This window comes from Delftia tsuruhatensis NBRC 16741 (assembly GCF_001571325.1).
Classification (GTDB): domain Bacteria; phylum Pseudomonadota; class Gammaproteobacteria; order Burkholderiales; family Burkholderiaceae_C; genus Comamonas; species Comamonas tsuruhatensis.
The window spans coordinates 1-18873 of record NZ_BCTO01000014.1 but is presented as its reverse complement, the minus strand read 5'-3'; the positions used below and the strand labels follow the sequence as shown (position 1 = coordinate 18873).

The following is an 18873-nucleotide window of genomic DNA, read 5'->3' as shown; positions in this document are numbered from 1 at the left end:
GGAGGGGCGTCAGCGCAGGCGCTCGCGCGCCACCATGGACAGCAGCACGATGGCGGCGGCTGCGCTGATGTGGCCGAACCAGGCCACCAGCCCCAGCGACCAGGGCTCCACCTGCAGCGCCGCCCACAGCGACAGCGCCAGCAGCACCCAGCCGGCCGCGCGCAGGCGCCGTGTGTGGGCAGATGGAAGTTCCTTGCCGAACAGGTCGCTCTGGTGGCGGTCCATGGCCAGGGCCAGGCAGGCGAAGGCGCCCAGGGCCAGCAGCTGACAGAACAGATGGGCCATGCTCATGCGCTGGTCTCCGCTGCGGCGGCCGCTGCTGTGGCGGCCACTGCCGTGGCGGCTGCTGCAGTGGCGGCTGCCGTAGGCGCGGGCCGGGCGGCGCGCACCGGTTTGGCCTTGGGCTGGTGGCGCTGGGTGCGCAGGGCCAGATGGGCATGCAGTGCGGCCAGGGCCAGCAGCATGAGGTCCATGCCCGCGAATACCCAGTCGCCCGCGCGCAGGCTGGCCAAGAGGCCGCGATCCGTGGTCAGCGCGTTGACCACGGGCAGCAGGGCCAGAACGGCGGCGCCGGCCCACAGCAACTCGATCCAGGCCCGCTTGGCGGGCCGGCCCATCGCCCAGAACAGGGTGGCCCCCCAGGCGATGAACATGGCGTGCACCTCCCACTCGGCGCGCTGCGCCATCTCCACCGGCAGCAGGCGGTTGGCCCAGAGCATGCCGGCCATGCCGATGGACAGGCCGGCGATGGTGGCGATGTTCAGCCGTTCCACAAGCCGGAAGCCGAAATGCGGCCTTTCCGGGTCGGGCAGCTTGCTGCGCCGCTTCACGTTCCACAGCACCAGTCCTGTTCCCACCATGGCCGTGCCCGCAAGGCTGACGATGAAGTACAGCCAGCGCGTGGGCAGGTCGCCGAAGCGGCCCATGTGCAGCGCATAGAGCACGCCGCGCGTCTCGGCGGCGGCGCCCACGCTGTCCTGGGCCTTGAGCAGTTGGCCGCTGACGCCGTCGAACGTCATGAACTGCGGGCTGATGGAGACGCGGCCGTTGTCGCCGCGCACCACGACCACGCTGGCCTTGGCATCGCCGGGCAGGTTGACGTTCAGGCGCTCCACCTGGCCCGCGCCCCAGCGCTGCTCGGCCTGGCGCACCATGTCGGCCAGCGGTGCCAGGGGCGCGGCCTGCCCCGAGGGCTTGCCAGCCGGAACGAAGGCGCTGAGCTGCTGGCCTGCCACCACGCGCTGCTCGGGCGTCATGGTGGTGGCCAGGCTGGCCCAGGGCATGTACATCAGGGCCAGCGTCACCAGGCCGGTGTACGTGATCATCAGGTGAAAGGGCAGGCCCAGCACGGACAGCGCGTTGTGCGCGTCCAGCCAGGAGCGCTGGCCCTTGCCCCAGCGGAAGGTGAAGAAGTCGGCAAAGATCTTCTTGTGCGTGATCACCCCGCTGACGATGGCCACCAGCATGAACATGGCGCACAGCCCCGCCAGATAGCGGCCCCAGAGCACGGGCATGTAGTGGAACTGGAAGTGGAAGCGGTAGAAGAACTCGCCGCCGCGCGTCTCGCGCACCGGGCCTTCGAGGCGCGTGCCGGTGGCCGGGTCGAAGCGGCCGTTCTCGAAGCGGCGCCTGGTGCCCTTTTCGGTCTGCGGCGGGCTCCAGAACACCGTGGCCACCGTGCTGCGCGCATCGGGCAGGTTGATCAGCCATTGCGGGCTTTGCGGCGCCACATGCGCCATGGCGTCGCCGATCCGCTGGGCCACGAGCGCGGGCTCGCTCGCCTGGCTCTGGTGCGGCTGCTCGGGCTGCATCCACTGCGTGATCTCGTTCCTGAAATAGCTCACCGTGCCCGTGAGGAACATGGCGTAGAGGAACCAGCCCAGCAGCAGGCCGACCCAGGTGTGCAGGTCGGACATGGTCTGGCGGATGCCGGGCGCCTTGGCGGCTTTCCCGGGCTTGGCAGACTTGCCGGCCGTGTTCGTGGTGTCCGGGGTGTTCGTGGTGTTCGTGGTGTTCGTGTTCATGCGCCCAGCCCCTTGCCCCAGGTCCACCACGCGGCAGGCGCCAGCACCAGGGCGGCGACCAGCAGGCCGGCCCAGGCGCGCGTGGCGCTGCGCACGGCAAACACCCAGATCACCGCGCCCGCGTAGACGGCAAAGCTCAGCAAGGTGCCCGAGATCGCCGCCTGCGTGCGGTCTGCGGGCAGGGCCACAACGGCCACGCTGGCCAGGGCGGCCACGGCATAGCCGCCGAACAGCGCAGCGAGGATGCGGGAGATCAGCGGCCCGTAGTCACGGAACCAGTCATGGGTGCGGGCAAGAGTGGGAGATGGCATGGCGCAGTGCCTGGAAAGGCTCGAAAAACGCCGGCCGGAGGGGGCGGCGGTGGCGCGGATGTTATTTGAGAATAAGTCCCATTACAAGCAGCGCTGGCAAGCTGCACGCCTGCCGTCCCTCCGCCTCCCCAACGCTGTCCCTCAGCCGGCCGGCAGCCGCATGCGTGCCTGCAGGTTCTCGAAGATCTGGCGCGTGACGGGGCTGATCACATGGCTGCGGATGTACAGGCGGTAGACCAGGTCCGGCAGCGGCGGCATGCCGTCGCCCGCACCCAGCACGCGCAGACCCGGGTCCAGTTGCTCCACGCCGCGCGCCGTCACGCCCAGGCCCGCGCGCAGGGCCGCGCGTATGCCCACCAGGCTGGTGCAGGTGTGGCGCGGTGTCCAGGCGATGCCTGCCGCATCCAGCGCGTCGCAGCCCAGGCGGCGGAAGATGCTGGGCCCGTCGGCCATGACCAGGGGCACGGGCTTGCCCGGGTCATGGGCATAGCCCGCGCCGCACAGCCAGACCGTGGGTGTGGAGCGCAGGGCAAAGCCCTCGAAGCCTTCATCCTCCCGGTTGGAGATGGCCAGGTCCAGCTCGCCCTGCTTGAGCGACTCCATCAGGAAAGGGCTGCGCCCCACATGGATGTCGATCTGCATGCCCGGAAAGTTCAGCGCGATCTCCTGCAGCACGGGCGGCAGCATGTTGTCGGCCGCGTCGTGGGGTGCGCCAATGCGCACCAGGCCCTGCACCTGGCGGTGCTGCAGGTTGCGCAGCGCCTCGTCGTGGATGGCCAGCATGTGGCGCGCATAGCCCAGCAGGCGCTGGCCGTGGTCGGTGAGGCGTTTTTGCCGGCCCTGCTTCTCGAACAGCGCGTGGCCGATCTTCTCCTCCAGCCGCTGCATCTGCTGGGTGATGGCCGATTGCGTGCGGCCCATCTGCACGGCGGCGGCGGCAAAGCTGTCGTGGCTGGCAATGGCGGCCAGGGTGCGCAGCAGGTCCAGGTCAAGCGTCTCCATACTTCAATTTTATTGAAGTATTTGTTGAGGGTGCGTGGATTGTTGCGGGCCGGACGCCTCACTACAGTGGGCTTCAACGACGACAAGGAGTCCCCTTTGAACACCACCACCACCATCACCGAACAGCGCAGCGCCGCCGTGACAGCGGCCATCGACCACATGAAGCAGGTCATTGGCGAAGGCGCTGCCACGCGCGCCAGCCTGGACGCCGTGCTCCAGCAGCTGCTGGGCCTGGCCGCGCGCCGAGACTTCTGGCAGCAGGCCGACTACGCCGCGCCCGAAGAGGGCGAGCACCAGGCTCGCTACCTGATCGCCGAGGACGCCGACCAGAGCTATGCGCTGTACCTCAACGTCATGCGCCCGGGCAAGCGCATCGTGCCGCACAACCACACGACCTGGGCCTGCATTGCCGCCGTGGAAGGCACGGAGCACAACCGCGTCTACGAGCGCACCGACGACGGCTCCGTCCCCGGCAAGGCCACGCTGCGTGAGACGGATCTCGTGGTGGTGGCGCCAGGCCAGGGCATCGCCCTCATGCCCGAGGACATCCACTCCGTGGAGATCCAGGGCGAGCAGGTCATCCGCCACCTGCACATGTACGGCCGCGCGCTGGAGACGCTCAACGAGCGCACCAGCTACGACCTGGCCGCCGGCACCTGCCAGACCATGGCCATCGGCGTGCAGACGCGCCGCTGAGCCCAGGCCTTCCGGCCGCTACCTCCCGCTTCCTGCCTTTTCCCTGTCCATGCCGCAGCGCGCCCCACGGGGCGCGCGTGGCAGGGCTTTGCCCGAAATTCCTTGCCGATCTTTTTCCCGGACCGCATGCAATGACCGCATCCATTGACGCCCACACCCTCAAATCCTGGTTGCACGACGGCCAGGAGATCGCGCTGCTCGACGTGCGCGAGCACGGCCAGTACGGCGAGTCGCACCTGTTCTACGCCACGCCCCTGCCCTACAGCCGGCTGGAGCTGGATGTGCCCCGCCTGGTGCCGCGCAGGCAGGTGCGCGTCGTCACCTACGACGGTGGCGAGGGCGATGCCGGCGCGGGCGTGGCCGGGCGTGCCGCGCGCCGCCTCGAAGCCCTGGGCTACACCCAGGTGTCTGTGCTGGAAGGCGGCACCCAGGCCTGGAGCGCGGCAGGCTACACGCTGTTCGCCGGCGTGAACCTGCCCTCCAAGACCTTTGGCGAACTGGCCGAGCACGCCTACGGCACGCCGCGCATCACGGCCCAGCAGCTGGCGGCGCGCCAGGCGGCGGGCCTGCCCCTGGTGGTGCTGGACGGCCGGCCCGTCTCCGAGTTCCACAAGATGAACATCCCCGGCGCCATCTGCTGCCCCAATGGCGAGCTGGCGCTGCGCGTGAGCCGCCTGGTGCCCGATGCGGCCACGCCCATCGTGGTCAATTGCGCGGGCCGCACGCGCTCCATCATCGGCGCGCAGACCTTGATCAACCTGGGCATTCCCAACCCCGTCTACGCGCTGGAGAACGGCACCCAGGGCTGGTACCTGGCCGACCTGCCGCTGGAGCATGGCGGCACGCAGCGTTATGGCGACGACTCGGCCAGCAGCGCGCTGCAAGCACAGGCCCGCGCCCTGGCCGAACGCTTCGACGTGCCCGAGGTCGATGCCGACACCGTGCGCGCCTGGAGCCAGGATGCTGCGCGCACGCTGTTCCTGTGCGATGTGCGCACGCCCGAGGAATTCAAGGCCGGCTCGCTGCCCGGCGCCCAGCACACGCCCGGCGGCCAGCTCATGCAGGCCGGCGACCAGTACGTGGGCGTGCGCGGTGCGCGCCTGGTGCTGTTCGACAGCGATGGCGTGCGCGCCCCCGTGGTGGCCAGCTGGCTGCGCCAGCTCGGCCATGACGCCTGCGTGCTGCGGGGAGGCCTGCACAGCGGCCTGGACCTGGCACCGGCCCAGCCGCCCCAGGTCCCCGCACTGGCAGGCATCACGGCGCAGGCCCTGCACGAACGCATGCGCCAGGGCGAGGTGGCCGTGGTCGATCTGCGCGCGGGCATGAAGTACCGCGCAGGCCACATCGCCGGAGCCCGCTGGTCCATCCGCCCGTGCCTTGCCAGCGATCTGGCCGGCGAGACGCGCCAGATCGTGCTGGTGGCCGACGAGCCCGGCATGGCGCAATGGGCAGCACTGGAACTGCAGGGCGCCGCGCCGCTGCTGCTCGAAGGCGGCCTGGCCGCATGGCAGCAGGCCGGCCTGCCTGTCGAGTCCACGCCCGACAGCCCCACCGACGCCGAGTGCATCGACTACCTGTTCTTCGTGCACGACCGCCACGACGGCAACAAGGAAGCGGCACGCCGCTACCTGGCCTGGGAGACGGGCCTGGTGCCCCAACTGGACGCGCAGGAACTGGCTGCCTTCCGCCTGCCGGAGCCGGCAATGTCCTGATCCACGCAAAGAGCATCCGAACAGCCCAACACCACATAACGACAGGAGACAAGACATGTTCGCAACCCTCAACCTGGCCAGGATGCTGGCCGCCAGCCTCGCGGCCCTGGCCATGCTCTCGCAGGCCACGGCCGAGCCGCTGGCTGCACGCAACGGCTATCCGGCCCAGCCGATCCGCTTCATCTCGCCCTTCCCGCCGGGCGGCGGCAACGACGCCAGCACGCGCTGGGTCACCACGCGCCTGACCGAGGCCACGGGCCAGCCCTCCGTGGTGGAAAACCGGGGCGGCGCGGGCGGCAACATCGGCGCCAAGGCCGTGGCCGAGGCCAAGCCCGATGGCTACACCGTGCTAACGGGCCAGGTCTCGCTGATGGCGGTGAACCCCGCGCTCTACAGCGCGCCGGGCTTCGATCCGCTCAAGAACTTCGTGCCCATCACGCAGATCAACGCGGCGCCGCTGGCCATCGTGGTCGCCTCGGCCTCGCCCCTCAAGAGCTTTGCCGACCTGGTGGCGCGCAGCAAGGGCGAGCCGGGCCGCGTCACCTATGCCACGCCCGGCAACGGCACGCTGTCGCACCTGGTGGGCGTGGTGCTGTCCAAGGAAAACGGCGTGCCCATGACCCATGTGCCCTACAAGGGCGCGGGGCCGGCCATCAACGATCTGCTGGGCCAGCAGGTCGATGTGCTGATCACCTCCACCTCGTCCGTGGCCGGCATGATCCAGGCGGGCCAGGTGCGCGCGCTGGCCGTCACCAGCCCGCGCCGCATCGGCGTGTTCGGCAAGGTGCCCACGCTGGAGGAACTGGGCCTGCGCAATGCGCGCTTCGAGGACTGGTACGGCTTCTTCGCACCCGCCGGCACGCCGCCCGAGCGCGTGGCCTATCTGCACGACGCCATCGTGCGCACCCTGCAACTGCCGGAAGTGACCAAGCTGGTCGTCGATGGCGGCAGCGAAGTCGTGGCCAGCACGCCCGAGGCCTTTGCCGCCCAGCTGCGCCAGGACATGGAGCGCTGGTCGCGCGTGGTCAAGCTCTCGGGCGCGAAGATCGACTGATGGCTGCCGAACACGCCCCCGTGCCTGGCGCATCCGCCCCTGGTGCCCCCGCGCTGGACCTGCAGACCCGGCTGCTGCATGCGGGCAAGCGCCCGGCCTATGCGGGCGGCACGGCCGTCAACCCGCCCCTGGTGCGCGCCAGCACCGTGCTGTTCGAGAGCACGGCACAGCAGCGCGAGATGCGCGAGCGCCGCGCCGGCGAGCGCATCTTCAGCTACGGCGCGCGCGGCACGCCCACCGGCTTTGCGCTGGAAGACGCCGTCAGCGAGCTGGAAGGCGCCCACCGCACGCGGCTGCTGCCTACCGGCCTGGCGGCCATCGCCATGGCCCTGCTCAGCTACCTGCGCCCCGGCGACCATGTGCTGCTGACCGACAGCGCCTACCAGCCTGTGCGCCACCTGGCCGGGCAATGGCTGCGGCCCTACGGCATCGAGTACGACTTCTTCGCGGCCGATGGCAGCGACGCCCAGGCGCGCATGCGCCCCAACACCCGCATGGTCTATGCCGAATGCCCGGGATCGCTGGTCTACGAGATGTGCGACCTGCCCGCGCTGGCGGCCATGGCCCATGCGCGCGGCGCCCTGGTCCTGGCCGACAACACCTGGGGGTCGGGCTGCCAGTACCGGCCGCTGGCGCTGGGGGCCGATGTCTCGGTGATGGCAGCCACCAAGTACCTGGCTGGCCACTCCGACGTGATGATGGGCACCGTGGCCACCACCGAGGCCGCCTGGGAGCCGCTGGCCGCGCGCTGCGATGCCTTCGGCATGGCGGTCAGCCCCGACGATGCCTGGCTGGTGCTGCGCGGCATGCGCTCGCTGGCCGCACGGCTGCAGATGCACGAGGCGCATGCGCTGGAGGTGGCGCACTGGCTGCAGCAGCACCCGGCCGTGGCCACCGTGTTCTGCCCCGCGCTGCCCACGCACCCCGGCCATGCGCTGTGGCTGCGCGACTGCCAGGGCACGAACGGCCTGGTGTCGCTGGAGCTGCAGCCCGGCACCGCCGAGGCCGCCGTGGACCGCTTCATCGACGGCCTGCGCCTCTTCGGCATCGGCGCCTCCTGGGGCGGCTACGAAAGCCTGGCGACGGCCGCGCACATGGCGCAGGCGCGCAGCGTCACCGACTGGAGTGCGCGCGGGCCCGTGGTGCGCCTGCACATCGGCCTGGAGTCGCCGCGCGACCTCATCGCCGACCTGGAGCAGGGGCTGGCGGCACTTTAGTGGATAACACGCTCTAGCGGCCTGCCTGAGCGCTCGCCAGTTCGCCGGCCAGCGTCTGCACCAGCGCGGCGGCCGGCATCTCGCGCGCCAGCGGCGCACCCTGGCCGGCCCAGTGGGCTGCGTAGTCGGAGCTGCCCTGCGCCGAGGCCGCCTGGTGCAGCGCCTTGCCTGCGTCGTAGACGCGCGGATAGTCGGGCAGGGGCTGGCCATGGCTGGCGCCCAGCGCATGCAGCCGGTTGACCATGCCGCGCGCCGGCCGGCCCGAGATGGCGGCGGTGATGCCCGTGTGGTGGGCGCGTTCGCTGCGCAGCTCGGCACGGTAGGCCGGGCTGGCGGACGATTCAGGGCAGAGGATGAAGGCCGTGCCCAGCTGCGCCGCACAGGCGCCCAGGCCCAGCGCGGCCGCGATGCCTTCGCCATCCATGATGCCGCCGGCTGCGATCACCGGCAGGGCCGTGTTGCGCGCCAGCACGCGCACCAGGGCGAAGGTGCCCATCATGCGGTCCTGCGCGGGATCGAACGTGCCGCGGTGCCCCCCGGCCTCCACGCCCTGGGCCACGATGGCATCGACACCGGCCTGCTCCACCTGGCGCGCCTCGTCCAGCGACGTGGCGCTGGCCAGGGTCACGACGCCGGCCGCGCGCAGCGCGTCGATGAAGCCCTGCTCCGGCAGCCCGAAATGAAAGCTCACCACGGCGGGCCGCTCCTGCAGCAGCATGGCCTGCAGCGCCGCGTTGCCGACGGCGGTGGCGTAGATCTCGTTGAGCGTGGCAGGCGGCGCGGCGCCGAAGCGCGCGAACTCGGGCGCCAGATGGGCCAGCCAGGCGGCCTCGCGCTGCGCATCGGCCCGGGCCGGCCGGTGGCAGAACAGGTTGACGTTGAAGGCGCCCGAAGTCAGCGCGCGCGCCTGCACGATCTGCTGGTGCGCCTGCTCCGTGCCGCTGGCGCCAATGCCCAGCGAGCCCAGGCCGCCCGCATCGGTGACGGCGGCCGCCAGCGCGGGCGTGGACGTTCCGGCCATGGGGGCCTGGATGATGGGATGGCGCATGCCAAGGCGGGCCATCCACGCGGTCTTTGCGGTGCTCATACGACTCCTTGTTTCCTGTCTCGAATCCGCGCACTCATGCGGCGGCCTGGCGGCGCGCGCTGGCGCGGCTGGCGGCGATCATCAGCGTGCCCAGCAGCAGCGACACGCTGCCGATGACGAACAGGCGCTGGTACGAGCCCAGGCCCGCATAGCTCCAGGCCATGAAATACCCCGACACGGCCTGCATCAGCGCAAAGGCCGCCGTGGCATAGCCCCACATGCGCTTGTGCTGCACGGGGCCGATCAGCTGCATCAGGTAGCCCGAGGTGATGGCCGCCATGCCCGGCGACAGCGCGCCCACCAGGAAGGACGAGGTCGCATGCCCCGCAAATCCTACCCAGAACAGCGGCATGGCAATGGCCAGGGTCTTGACCGCATAGGCGCCCGTGGTCGTGCCCCACCAGCCAAAGCGCGTGGCGCACAGCGAGGCCACCAGCGGCCCGGCAATGGCGCCCAGGCCGAACACGGCCCACTGCGTGGAGGCATAGGCATCGCCCAACTGCAACTCGCGCGCCAGGTAGTCCACCCAGAACACCGTGTGCGGCACAAAGCCGAAGGCGTCCGTCATATAGGCCAGCATCACCAGCACCACGGGCAGCGTCCACAGGGGCGCGGCGGGCACGGGCCGGGCATGGGGCGTGATGGCGATGGGCGCAGGCACCGGCAGCCGCCGCACATGGCGCCAGCCCAGCCAGCCGGCCCAGGCGCAGACCGCCGCCAGCGCCCACCAGACGGCGCCCAGGCTCTGGCGCGCCAGCAGCGGTATCAGCGTGGCCGACAGCAGGGCGCCGGCGCCTATGCCGCAGAACATCAGCGGCCCCAGGGCCGCACGCCGCTGCAGGGGGGTGGCCGCCAGGGCCACCGAGGGGCCCAGCACCATCAGGATGGCGCCGCCAATGCCCGAGATGCAGCGCCAGGCAAAGAACCAGGGCATGGGCAGAGGCCAGGCGCAGGCCGCAAAGCTCAGCGCCAGGGCCACCCAGCACCACAGCAGCACGCGCAGCGCGCCCAGGCGTTCGGCCAGCGGCGCGGCGGCCAGCGCCCCGATCAGATAGCCCAGCAGGTTGGCCGCACCCAGGTAGGCCACCTGCTCGCCGCTGAACCAGCCGGCATGCACCATCTGCGGCATCAGCGCTGTGTAGGCAAAGCGCGCCAGGCCGACGCCGCTGAGCGTGGCCATGAAGCCGGTCAGCAGCAGGGAAGTTTCGTTGCGTTGGATCACGGGAGTGGGCGCCATGCGGGGAGGATGGGCATACCTTAAGCCGCCGGAGTCATCATGTCCAATGATTCAAAATGATGGCGTCGATCTCGATTGAAGATGAATGCCACTGGAGCCGCGATGCAACTGAAGTCCCTGCGCATGTTCCTGGCCGTCTGCGACAGCGGCAGCTTCGGCGCTGCCGCGCAGCAACTGCACACCGTGCAGTCCAACGTGACGGCCCATGTGAAAAAGCTCGAGGACGAGGCCGGCGTGCAACTGCTGGAGCGCAGCGCTCCCGTGCACGCCACGCCTGCCGGCCGCCTGCTGGAGCAATACGCGCGGCGCATGCTGGCCGACCATGACGAGGCGCTGGCCCTGCTGCAGGGCAGCGCCCGGGCCGCCGGCGCGCTGCGCATAGGCTCCATGGAAACCACGGCCGCGCTGCGCCTGCCGCCGCTGCTGGCGCGCCTGCACCAGGCCCGGCCCGGCCTGGACCTGGAGCTGCGCACGGCCACCACGGCCGAGCTGCTGGCTGACCTGCTGGCAGGGCGGCTGGACTGCGCCTTCGTCTCGGGCATGCCGCCCCAGTCGCGGCTGCAGGGCTGGAAGGTTTTCGAGGAGGAACTGGTGCTGGTCACCGCATTCGCGCTGCCGCGCTTTCCCGATGCCGCCCAGCTCAGCGCCGTGCCCTTCCTGGCCTTCCGCCAGGGCTGCAGCTACCGCCAGCGCATCGAACTGCTGCTGGCCACGCGCGGCGTGGCCGCACGCATCATGGAAATGGGATCGCTGGACGCCATCCTCGGCTGCGTGGCCGCCGGCATGGGCTACGGCCTGCTGCCGCGCAGCGTGGTCCAGGCCCAGCAGCACCGCTTCGGCGTGCACATCACGGCCCTGCCCGGCACACTCGCCCAGGAAGTCGCCCGCGTGGAAACCTGGTTCGTCGTGCCCGCGCGCCAGGGCTGGTCGCCTGCGCTGCATGCGTGCGTGGAGGTGTTGGGGATCGAGGGTGTGCAGGGCGAAGAAGCCCTGGGCATGGAAGCCGTCCCGGCAGCGTCTGCCTGAAACTCAGAACAGATCGGAAGGCAAGGCTGCTGCCTTCTGGGCGACGTCCACCAGTCTTTGGGCCTGGGTGGTCGCATAGGCGGCGATGCGCTGGGCGAAGGCGTGTTCTTCTGGCGTGTAAGGCGATTCGCCCAGAACCTTGGCCGCCGCACCAGGGGCTGCCTTGGCCATGCGCTGGGCTTCACGTGTGAGCAGCCTGCGGTCTATCGCACACAGGTGCGCGAAATGCGCAAACTCGAAGGGTGTGAGTTCCTCCAGCGCAAAGCAGTCGCCGAAGGCCATGGCCAGTTCCTGGGACACATCGGGATACTGGGCCACGCTGACGAGGTCGTACCAGGGCGCGGTCGCCAGGCCCTGCGGCAGCACGTGGAAGGAGAAGTTCTTGCCATGTGCGTCGCCATTGCCGATCAGTATCTGGAACAGCGCCCATCGGATCATTGCCAGCTTGTCCGCAGCCTTCGCCACCGAGTGCTCCAGTAGACCGAACAGCCGGGGAAAGCTCATGCCGTCGCGGTATAGCCGGGCATCGCCCACGCTGCCTACGTGGTGTTCGTACTTGTAGCTGACGGGCAGATCGCCCGCTTGGCATGCATCGATGATGTGGGTGCGCAGGACCCGCCTTTGCGGCGCCTGCCGCACGCGGTCAAAGCGCCTGACTGCCAGCACCGGCTGTGGCACGTGCAGCATCTGCACCTCGGCTGCAGGCATGCGCATGGCCGCTGCCAGGCGCATGCAGAAATGCTCGTTCACCACCATGTGCGGCACCGCGCTGTCGCGCGGCTGGGGTTTGAGGATGTGGGTGGACGGAACGTTGTCGGGAAGGAAGATGGTGCCTTCCTGCACGCTCTCGCCTTCCACGTGCACGGGCAGCTTGTCCTGGTAGCCGGCCACCGACATGCGCACTTTGCCATCCCACTCGATGAAAGGGCGTGTCTCTCGGTCTGCAATGCGTTGGGAGAGTTCTGCGGTCGATATGGTGCGAGCGGCATTGGCGGCCTGTGGATCGGGCCTGCTGCCATCCGCCTGAAACCGGAAGGCCCCGGTGGTCTCGGCGCCGAGGGCGCGTATCAGACCGAAGATGTTGCCCTTGCCTATGCCCTGACTTCTGGCCACCACATCCAGCGCCGCGCCTTCAGGCAGCAGGTTCTCGATGAAACGCCGGATGGAGCGCGAGTCGTAGCCCCCTTCGGGAGCGGCCAGCGGCAGGCAGGGCGCCAAGTAGAAAGGCCGTTCATGCTCCAGCCATGCAGGCGCATACCGCAGTCCCCAAAGATCGTTGTGCGGGTCATGGGTCACATCGGCCACGTGCGTGCCGACATCGTTCCACAGCGAAAGCGAAAGCGACGGCGGCGTGGCCATGTGCGCTTCAGGCCCGTGGAAGTCGTGCCATCAGGGCGTCCTGCTTGGGCGCGATGACCATGGCCAGGCCCAGCCCGTCGAGTACGGCCAGCAGCTTGTCGGAGCCCACGCCGCCCTTGCCGTTCTCCAGACGGGAGAGCAGATCCAGCGACACGCCGCACAGGGCTGCCGTGTCATCGATGCGCAGGTGCTGGGCCTTGCGCATGGCACGGATCTGGGCGCCGAGCCTGGACAGGTCAGCGATGACCACGGCCCCGGGCTGCAGGGGATCCTGCTGCGGGCCGTTCATGGGCGTGGAAGACGGCATGGATGGATTGGCTTTATTTCTGATATTCCGAAATTCTAGGATTTCTTAGGGAATTTTCAAAACAATTTCCAATATTCCGAAATTCAGGAGTACTTCGTTTCATTCAGGAGGAAATTTCGGAATATCAGAAATAATTCCGACAACCATGCAACCGCGTCCAATGCAGATCCTCATGAAGGCAACCGCAACACCCTCCGATACTGCATGGCCTCGGCCACATGCCCCGTCTCCACTGCCGCGCTGCCGGCCAAGTCGGCAATGGTGCGCGCCACCTTGAGCGCGCGGTGGGTGCTGCGGGCCGACCAGCCCAGGCGTGCGGCGGCCTTGTGGGCGAAGGCCAGGGCCTCGGGCGACAGGCCCAGGTGGTCGTCCAGGGCCTGGCCCTGGAGCTGGTGGTTGGCACTGCCCTGGCGCTGCAGGGCCAGCGCGCGGGCCTGGACCACGCGCTCGCGCACGGCCTCGCTGGTTTCGCCCGAGCGCGCGGCCAGCAGCTCCTGCGAGGGCAGGGCGCCGACTTCCACATGCAGGTCGATGCGATCCAGCAGCGGGCCGCTGATGCGCGCCTGGTAGCGCGCCACCTTGTCGGGCGTGCAGCGGCAGCGCTGCACCGTCGATCCCCAATGGCCGCAGGGGCAGGGATTCATGGCCGCGACGAGCTGGAAGCGCGCGGGGAATTCGCAGCGCTGGGCGGCTCTGGCGATGGTGATCTGGCCGGTCTCCAGCGGCTCGCGCAGCGCCTCCAGCGCGCTGCGTGCGAACTCGGGGAATTCGTCCAGAAACAGTACTCCGTGATGGGACTGCGAGATCTCGCCAGGGCGCGGTGGCGAGCCTCTGTGAGATGATGGTATAGAAGAGACCTGATGTTCGAAAAATCAACGTGTTACGGCTTTGATTTTTTGAAAATGTGAGACAAATATTTACTGAATAGATGAGACTGGAGCGTGGAATTTGTTCAATAGACGAGACAACCCCAATCCCGTGCGCTCTGTTCGCAAGATCCCGACGAACCGACGCAGCGTCACTGGCTTTGTCAGCTGGCGTGGACAGGAGTCTGTTCCGTTCGAATCGACGCTGGAGCGCGACTTCGTGCTGCGGCAAGAGTTCAATCTTGGCGTCGCGTCAGTCGTTTCCCAGCCGTGTCACGTGCCCTTCGCAACCAGGTCAGGCGTCAAGTCGGTGGCTACTCCCGACTACCTCGTCTACTACAAGGTTCGTGACGACGCGATCGGAATGGAGCACAAACCGATGCTGGTCGAGGTCAAGCCACGCGAAGACTGGAGGCGCGATTGGCGTGAGTGGCTATCCAAGTGGGTTGCCATCCGTCGATACGCGCGCGAACAGGGATGGACCTTTCGCGTGATGGACGAGAACCGTATACGAACGCCTGCCTTCAACAACATCATGTTCTTGCGGCGCTATGACGACCTGGACGTGTGCCCTCATCAAAGCGCAGCCATCTTGGAGGATCTGGGTGAACTGGGTGCAGTTTCGATCGACTACATCCTCGCCAAGCATTTTGGGGGAAGCTTCCGAGCTCAGGGCATCGCGCACATCTGGCATCTGCTTGCAACACGAAGGGTGGACTGCGACATCTGTGATCCCCTGAACGACGAGACAACCATCTGGGTGGCACATGACTAATAGAAAAATCCAAGAGCACGACGACGGGCCACAGTCGGTCGTTATTCGTCGGCGCCGTATCGATGTCAGCAGTGGTGTTCTTGTTCGCCATGACACCGGCGTTTTCCGCATTGCTGAGGTGCTGGACTTCAACACAGTCACTGCAACCAGTGTCCAGACCGGCCGGACAAGCGTGTTGTTGATCAGTGACCTGGAACACGTTGACCAAGATCCTCAACCCGTCTCGGACATTGACATCAACGCGATCACCGAAACTGATTGGCGCGTTGCGCAGACGCGTATGGCGGCCATCGAGCCTTTGCTTAAAACGAAGAGCCCGACCCGTGCCGCCGTGGAGGCTCGGGCGCAAGAGCTGGGTGTAGGAACCGCCACGCTCTACCGGTGGATCGGCAGGTACAGGTCACTCGACGCGGTCTCGGCGCTTGTGCCGCTCAAGCGGGGCTGGCAGCACGGAAAAAGCCGTATTTCAAGGAGTGCGCAGTCAATCATCGATGAGGTCATCAACACGTACTACCTGACTCCAGAGCGACCGACCGCTCAAAAGGTTGTGCGTGAGGTGCAGCGCATATGCTTGAACAGTGGCGTGGATGCTCCGAGCGCCACAGCGGTACGCCAGCGTATTGACCGAATCCCTGAGCGAGAGCGGCTGCGCATGCGTGGGCAACGGGAACGCGCCAAAACTAAATTCATGCCAACTCCTGGGACGACGCCAGGTGGCGACTATCCCTTGGCCATTTACCAAATCGATCACACACCTCTGGATGTGATCGTTGTGGACGATGAGCATCGCAAGCCCATCGGGCGCCCGTGGCTCACTATCGCTATCGATGAGTATTCCCGCATGGTGGCGGGCTACTTCATGAGCTTTGATGCGCCTTCGATTACGTCAGTAGGCATGTGCTTGGCCAACGCCCTGGTGCCCAAGGACATGTGGTTGCTCAAGCATGGCATAGACGCCGAGTGGCCCATCTGGGGGCGTCCCAAAAAAGTTCGCTGGGACAACGGGCCCGACTTCAGATCAGACAGCGTCCGTGATGCCTGCAATCTCTACAACATTGATGTCGAGTTCCGCCCTGTAAAAGTGCCGCGTTACGGCGGATACATCGAGCGCCTGCAAGGCTCCTTGCTAAGAGAACTGCACGACCTGCCTGGTACAACTTTCTCAAGCGTAGAGCAGCGTCAGGAGTACGACTCAGAAGGGCGTGCAGTCTTCACCAAATCCGAGTTGGAAAACCAGCTTCTCAGGATCATTTGCAACGAGTACCACCGTCGCGAACATCGCTCGCTGGGCATGCCTCCTTTGCGTCAGTTCGAGCTGGGCATCTTTGGCCATGGAGGCAATCCTGGAACAGGTATGCCTCCACGACCAACAGACTACATGTCGATCTACATCGATTTCTTGCCAACGATCTGGCGTACCGTTCAGAACGACGGCGTGGAGATCGACAAGCGGTACTACGCCGATGTGCTGAGGCCTTGGATTGGTGCCATCGATCCTGGGACGGGTAAGGGTCTCAAGCACCCGTTTCGGCGGGACCCTCGCGACATCAGTGCCATCTGGTTTTTTGACCCTGATCTGAAGGAATATTTCAAGATTCCGCTCGCAGACCCTAGCTTTCCAAGCTGCAGCATCTGGGAGCTCCAACTGGCAAAGCAGCAGGTCAAAGCTGCGGGCTTTGATCCGTCGGACTCGAAGGCGGTGTTGCGCTCAATCACTGAGCGCCGCGAGTTGACTAAAGAGAGTGCTGCAAGGACAAAGCAAGCGCGCAGGGCGGCACAGCGGCAGGTAGAGCATCAGAGGATTGCTGACGAAGGACCGGCCCCAATGCAGCCGCCATTGTCTGCTGCGCGCGGCGACCGAGACCTTGCTCAACGGCCCCCTTCGCCCAGTATGCGCAGCCCCATGACTCAGTTGCCAAGCAGTTTGGTGCAGGACGTTGTCCGTGGAAGTGATATCGCATGAGCAACGATTTCAAGCAAGACTCCTCGCCAGAGGCCAAGCACATTCACGAGAGCTTTAGGGGCGTGCTCGAACTGAGCCCGCAGGAGCGGGTCCGCTTCCTTTACGAGCCTCGTTGGATTGGCTACGCGCGCGCGAAGCTCATCCTCGACGACATGGCTGCGCTCTTGCGCATGCCCAAGGTCGCACGCATGCGCAACATGCTGATTGTTGGCGACTCCAACAATGGAAAGACCAAGGTCATCGAGCGCTTCAAGGAACTGCATGGGCAGGGGTTCGTGAGCGAGGACTCTGAATCGATCCGTCCGGTCATCGTAGTGGAGTCACCTCCTTCGGCAGACGAGAAGGGCCTGTACGTATCCATCCTCAGTCAGTTCTGGTCGCCGTACAAGAAGAACGGTACGGTGACAGAGCTGCGGTACGACGCTATCTCTCGCTTGCGGCTGTGCAAGGCAGAGATATTGATCGTGGATGAAATCCACTCCCTGCTGGTCGGACCGGCGGCCAAGCTACGCATGGTGATGAACACCATCAAGATGCTATGCAATGAGCTGCGCATCCCGATCGTCGGCGTTGGTACCCGGGATGCCGTGCGCGTGCTGCATTCGGACCCTCAGCACGCTAGCCGATTCGATGTCTACGCTCTGCCTCTGTGGAAGCTCGATCCTGAGTTTCAGGCGCTGTTGGCAGGCTTTGAAAGCGTGTTGCCATTGAAGCACCCGTCCCACTTGGCGAGCCCTGAGATGGCCACACTTTTGCACGACATTTGCGAAGGAAACCTGGGCGACCTGCACCGGTTGTTGATCGAATGCAGCAAGGTGGCCATAGAGAACGGCAAGGAGTGCATCACGCGCGAGATCGTGACTTCCAAGGCATGGGTCAAGCCTACCAAGGGAATTCGTGAAGTCCAGCCATGACCGCTGTACCCTGGCATCTGCCGTTTAACGATGAGTTGCTCTCGTCTTGGTTGGCCAGGGTAGCGGTGCATAGCGGATGCGATCCGCTGACCCTGACTGGCGTCATCTGGCCAAAGTGGCGCGCTTGGACGCTTGATGTGGACCGGGGCGTGAGCCCGATGCGTGCCGAGCAGGCCGCCCAATGGCTGGAGTGCAGCCCAGATGCCGTCCATGCAACCACATTGCGGGAGCTTTGTGAGCGCATCCTCGGGAGATGCGATATGCACCGGCCGGTGATGCCTTGGATAGTCGCGTTGGGGTGCCGCAACCGCCTGCACTACGCAGGCCTGCCATGCTGCCCGCTGTGCCTGGCCAGTGACCCGCAGCCATTTTTTCGGCGGACCTGGCGCTTGGCGTTTGTCGTGGGGTGCGAAACGCATGGCACCCGGCTGATCGATCGCTGTCCTGGCTGTTGCGCCCTGATCGAGCCTCACCGGTGCATAGCCACGTTGCAGAGTTTGGGGCGGTGTGCTGCCTGTGGAATCGACTTGCGTTGCTTTGTGCCACCCTCGGCCGATGCAGATGCATTGAGCTTTCAACGCATCGCCATGCAGGTCTTGGCAACCGGAGAAGGCCAGTGGGAGGGTGCCCCTATTTCGCGAATAGATTGGTTTCGCTGTGTCCGAGGGCTGATTACGCCATCTCGCTGCCAGGTCGTGCGACCAGAGCACTCCGCCGCAGACGTGCGCCCCAATGACTTGGTGCTGGAGATGCAGCCTCCACGGGAGCGAGAAGCGCGGCTGTGTCGTTTAGGCGTGCTTCTGTGTCACAGTGCCGGCCTAAGGGGACCCGGTTCTTTCCGGCTGAAGGCTCGGCCACGCTCCTATCGTAGCGCGGCAGCGTTGCCGGTTGCAAAGGAGCTCGTTCAGGCCGACTGGGAGCGTTGGCTCCGGAGGAATCGATTGTGGTGAGGCAGCTGGATAGCACCCAGTGTGACTGTGATGAGTGTGGGCGCACTGTCCCTGAGATCAAAAGAGTAGAACAAGGTCATCGCTACTGCGCCGGCTGCTACGCACGTTGCTTCAGGCCGCAGAACTGTCCTGGTTGCGGCCTTCTAAGTCGATTGCTGGTGAAGGATCCTGCCGCGATTTGCCGCCGATGCCTGGGTAAGCGGCCTTGCATTCGCTGCAAACGCAGCGGGCGACCGGTCGGATTGCAACTCCCTGAAGGGCCAGTCTGTAACTCATGCTACGTCCACTTCCGGGAGCCTCAGCGCTGCAGCGTATGCAGCCAGATGGCTTTGCGCTACGGTCGCAAGGGCGAAGCATGGGCTGCTGCCGGTTT

General features: G+C 66.7%; 17 protein-coding genes and 1 pseudogene. 9 read left to right on the top strand and 9 right to left on the bottom strand.

Annotated elements, in window-relative coordinates; translation table 11 throughout:
* Positions 1-9 precede the first annotated feature (9 nt).
* From DTS01S_RS06735 to DTS01S_RS06720, 4 genes are all read right to left on the bottom strand, one after another.
* Positions 10-291: a DUF3325 domain-containing protein gene (locus DTS01S_RS06735; protein WP_017405289.1), complete on the bottom strand. Its 282-nt coding sequence runs from the start codon at positions 289-291 to the stop codon at positions 10-12.
* Entirely contained in the window at positions 288-2024 is a 1737-nt protein-coding gene (locus DTS01S_RS06730; RefSeq protein WP_017405290.1) for a PepSY-associated TM helix domain-containing protein, read from the bottom strand. The genes DTS01S_RS06735 and DTS01S_RS06730 overlap by 4 nt, the downstream gene beginning before the upstream one ends.
* Positions 2021-2335 (bottom strand): DUF3649 domain-containing protein, encoded by a 315-nt coding sequence (locus DTS01S_RS06725; protein ID WP_017405291.1) that lies wholly within the window; start codon positions 2333-2335, stop codon positions 2021-2023. Before DTS01S_RS06725 ends, DTS01S_RS06730 begins: the two co-directional genes overlap by 4 nt.
* A gap of 141 nt (positions 2336-2476) precedes the next feature.
* Positions 2477-3337 carry a LysR substrate-binding domain-containing protein gene (locus tag DTS01S_RS06720; RefSeq protein ID WP_016448662.1) on the bottom strand — a complete coding sequence of 287 codons (861 nt, stop codon included), beginning with the start codon at positions 3335-3337 and terminating at the stop codon, positions 2477-2479.
* A 159-nt stretch (positions 3338-3496) separates the two neighbouring features.
* Here DTS01S_RS06720 and DTS01S_RS06715 point away from each other — a divergent pair, with 159 nt between their 5' ends.
* The 4 genes from DTS01S_RS06715 to metC all read left to right on the top strand — a co-directional run bounded on the left by DTS01S_RS06715 (position 3497) and on the right by metC (position 8016).
* Positions 3497-4033: a cysteine dioxygenase family protein gene (locus DTS01S_RS06715; protein WP_061287493.1), complete on the top strand. Its 537-nt coding sequence runs from the start codon at positions 3497-3499 to the stop codon at positions 4031-4033.
* A 131-nt stretch (positions 4034-4164) separates the two neighbouring features.
* Complete coding sequence (locus DTS01S_RS06710) at positions 4165-5745, top strand: rhodanese-like domain-containing protein (protein WP_017405293.1); 1581 nt, start codon at positions 4165-4167, stop codon at positions 5743-5745.
* Positions 5746-5800: 55 nt separating this feature from the next.
* Positions 5801-6799 (top strand): Bug family tripartite tricarboxylate transporter substrate binding protein, encoded by a 999-nt coding sequence (locus tag DTS01S_RS06705; protein ID WP_017405294.1) that lies wholly within the window; start codon positions 5801-5803, stop codon positions 6797-6799.
* Positions 6799-8016, top strand: coding sequence for a cystathionine beta-lyase (metC, locus tag DTS01S_RS06700; protein ID WP_017405295.1), 1218 nt, complete (start codon positions 6799-6801; stop codon positions 8014-8016). Before DTS01S_RS06705 ends, metC begins: the two co-directional genes overlap by 1 nt.
* 13 nt (positions 8017-8029) lie before the next feature.
* Here metC and DTS01S_RS06695 read toward each other — a convergent pair whose 3' ends face one another.
* Entirely contained in the window at positions 8030-9103 is a 1074-nt protein-coding gene (locus DTS01S_RS06695) for an NAD(P)H-dependent flavin oxidoreductase (RefSeq protein WP_017405296.1), read from the bottom strand.
* A 34-nt stretch (positions 9104-9137) separates the two neighbouring features.
* The gene (locus DTS01S_RS06690; RefSeq protein WP_016448656.1) at positions 9138-10340 is read right to left on the bottom strand and encodes a YbfB/YjiJ family MFS transporter; all 1203 of its coding nucleotides are present in this window, start codon (positions 10338-10340) and stop codon (positions 9138-9140) included.
* Positions 10341-10442: 102 nt separating this feature from the next.
* On the opposite strand from DTS01S_RS06690, the gene DTS01S_RS06685 reads away from it, so the two are divergent.
* A complete protein-coding gene (locus DTS01S_RS06685) occupies positions 10443-11366 on the top strand; it encodes a LysR family transcriptional regulator (RefSeq protein ID WP_017405297.1) in 924 nt (307 codons plus the stop codon).
* 3 nt (positions 11367-11369) lie between these two features.
* Here DTS01S_RS06685 and DTS01S_RS06680 read toward each other — a convergent pair whose 3' ends face one another.
* From DTS01S_RS06680 to DTS01S_RS06670, 3 genes and pseudogenes are all read right to left on the bottom strand, one after another.
* Positions 11370-12725, bottom strand: coding sequence for a HipA domain-containing protein (locus DTS01S_RS06680; protein WP_017405298.1), 1356 nt, complete (start codon positions 12723-12725; stop codon positions 11370-11372).
* A 7-nt stretch (positions 12726-12732) separates the two neighbouring features.
* The gene (locus DTS01S_RS06675; protein WP_016448653.1) at positions 12733-13032 is read right to left on the bottom strand and encodes a helix-turn-helix domain-containing protein; all 300 of its coding nucleotides are present in this window, start codon (positions 13030-13032) and stop codon (positions 12733-12735) included.
* Between the two features lie 170 nt (positions 13033-13202).
* Positions 13203-13895 (bottom strand): annotated as a pseudogene (locus tag DTS01S_RS06670) (ATP-binding protein); the annotation flags it as partial.
* Between the two features lie 85 nt (positions 13896-13980).
* Between DTS01S_RS06670 and DTS01S_RS06665 the strand changes: the two are divergent.
* The 4 genes from DTS01S_RS06665 to DTS01S_RS31475 are packed head-to-tail and all read left to right on the top strand — an operon-like array spanning position 13981 to position 18500.
* A complete protein-coding gene (locus DTS01S_RS06665; RefSeq protein WP_217649263.1) occupies positions 13981-14673 on the top strand; it encodes a TnsA endonuclease N-terminal domain-containing protein in 693 nt (230 codons plus the stop codon).
* Positions 14666-16636 carry a Mu transposase C-terminal domain-containing protein gene (locus tag DTS01S_RS06660; RefSeq protein WP_217649262.1) on the top strand — a complete coding sequence of 657 codons (1971 nt, stop codon included), beginning with the start codon at positions 14666-14668 and terminating at the stop codon, positions 16634-16636. Before DTS01S_RS06665 ends, DTS01S_RS06660 begins: the two co-directional genes overlap by 8 nt.
* The gene (locus DTS01S_RS06655) at positions 16633-17550 is read left to right on the top strand and encodes a TniB family NTP-binding protein (protein ID WP_061287471.1); all 918 of its coding nucleotides are present in this window, start codon (positions 16633-16635) and stop codon (positions 17548-17550) included. The genes DTS01S_RS06660 and DTS01S_RS06655 overlap by 4 nt, the downstream gene beginning before the upstream one ends.
* On the top strand, positions 17547-18500 hold the full coding sequence (locus DTS01S_RS31475; protein WP_074931764.1) for a TniQ family protein: 954 nt from the start codon (positions 17547-17549) through the stop codon (positions 18498-18500). Before DTS01S_RS06655 ends, DTS01S_RS31475 begins: the two co-directional genes overlap by 4 nt.
* Positions 18501-18873: the final 373 nt, after the last annotated feature.

Coding starts and splice junctions, on each gene's coding strand:
- DTS01S_RS06735 (WP_017405289.1), bottom strand. CDS start 291: ATGAGCATGGCCCATCTGTTCTGTCAGCTGCTGGCCCTGGGCGCCTTC.
- DTS01S_RS06730 (WP_017405290.1), bottom strand. CDS start 2,024: ATGAACACGAACACCACGAACACCACGAACACCCCGGACACCACGAAC.
- DTS01S_RS06725 (WP_017405291.1), bottom strand. CDS start 2,335: ATGCCATCTCCCACTCTTGCCCGCACCCATGACTGGTTCCGTGACTAC.
- DTS01S_RS06720 (WP_016448662.1), bottom strand. CDS start 3,337: ATGGAGACGCTTGACCTGGACCTGCTGCGCACCCTGGCCGCCATTGCC.
- DTS01S_RS06715 (WP_061287493.1), top strand. CDS start 3,497: ATGAAGCAGGTCATTGGCGAAGGCGCTGCCACGCGCGCCAGCCTGGAC.
- DTS01S_RS06710 (WP_017405293.1), top strand. CDS start 4,165: ATGACCGCATCCATTGACGCCCACACCCTCAAATCCTGGTTGCACGAC.
- DTS01S_RS06705 (WP_017405294.1), top strand. CDS start 5,801: ATGTTCGCAACCCTCAACCTGGCCAGGATGCTGGCCGCCAGCCTCGCG.
- metC (WP_017405295.1), top strand. CDS start 6,799: ATGGCTGCCGAACACGCCCCCGTGCCTGGCGCATCCGCCCCTGGTGCC.
- DTS01S_RS06695 (WP_017405296.1), bottom strand. CDS start 9,103: ATGAGCACCGCAAAGACCGCGTGGATGGCCCGCCTTGGCATGCGCCAT.
- DTS01S_RS06690 (WP_016448656.1), bottom strand. CDS start 10,340: ATGGCGCCCACTCCCGTGATCCAACGCAACGAAACTTCCCTGCTGCTG.
- DTS01S_RS06685 (WP_017405297.1), top strand. CDS start 10,443: ATGCAACTGAAGTCCCTGCGCATGTTCCTGGCCGTCTGCGACAGCGGC.
- DTS01S_RS06680 (WP_017405298.1), bottom strand. CDS start 12,725: ATGGCCACGCCGCCGTCGCTTTCGCTTTCGCTGTGGAACGATGTCGGC.
- DTS01S_RS06675 (WP_016448653.1), bottom strand. CDS start 13,032: ATGCCGTCTTCCACGCCCATGAACGGCCCGCAGCAGGATCCCCTGCAG.
- DTS01S_RS06660 (WP_217649262.1), top strand. CDS start 14,666: ATGACTAATAGAAAAATCCAAGAGCACGACGACGGGCCACAGTCGGTC.
- DTS01S_RS06655 (WP_061287471.1), top strand. CDS start 16,633: ATGAGCAACGATTTCAAGCAAGACTCCTCGCCAGAGGCCAAGCACATT.
- DTS01S_RS31475 (WP_074931764.1), top strand. CDS start 17,547: ATGACCGCTGTACCCTGGCATCTGCCGTTTAACGATGAGTTGCTCTCG.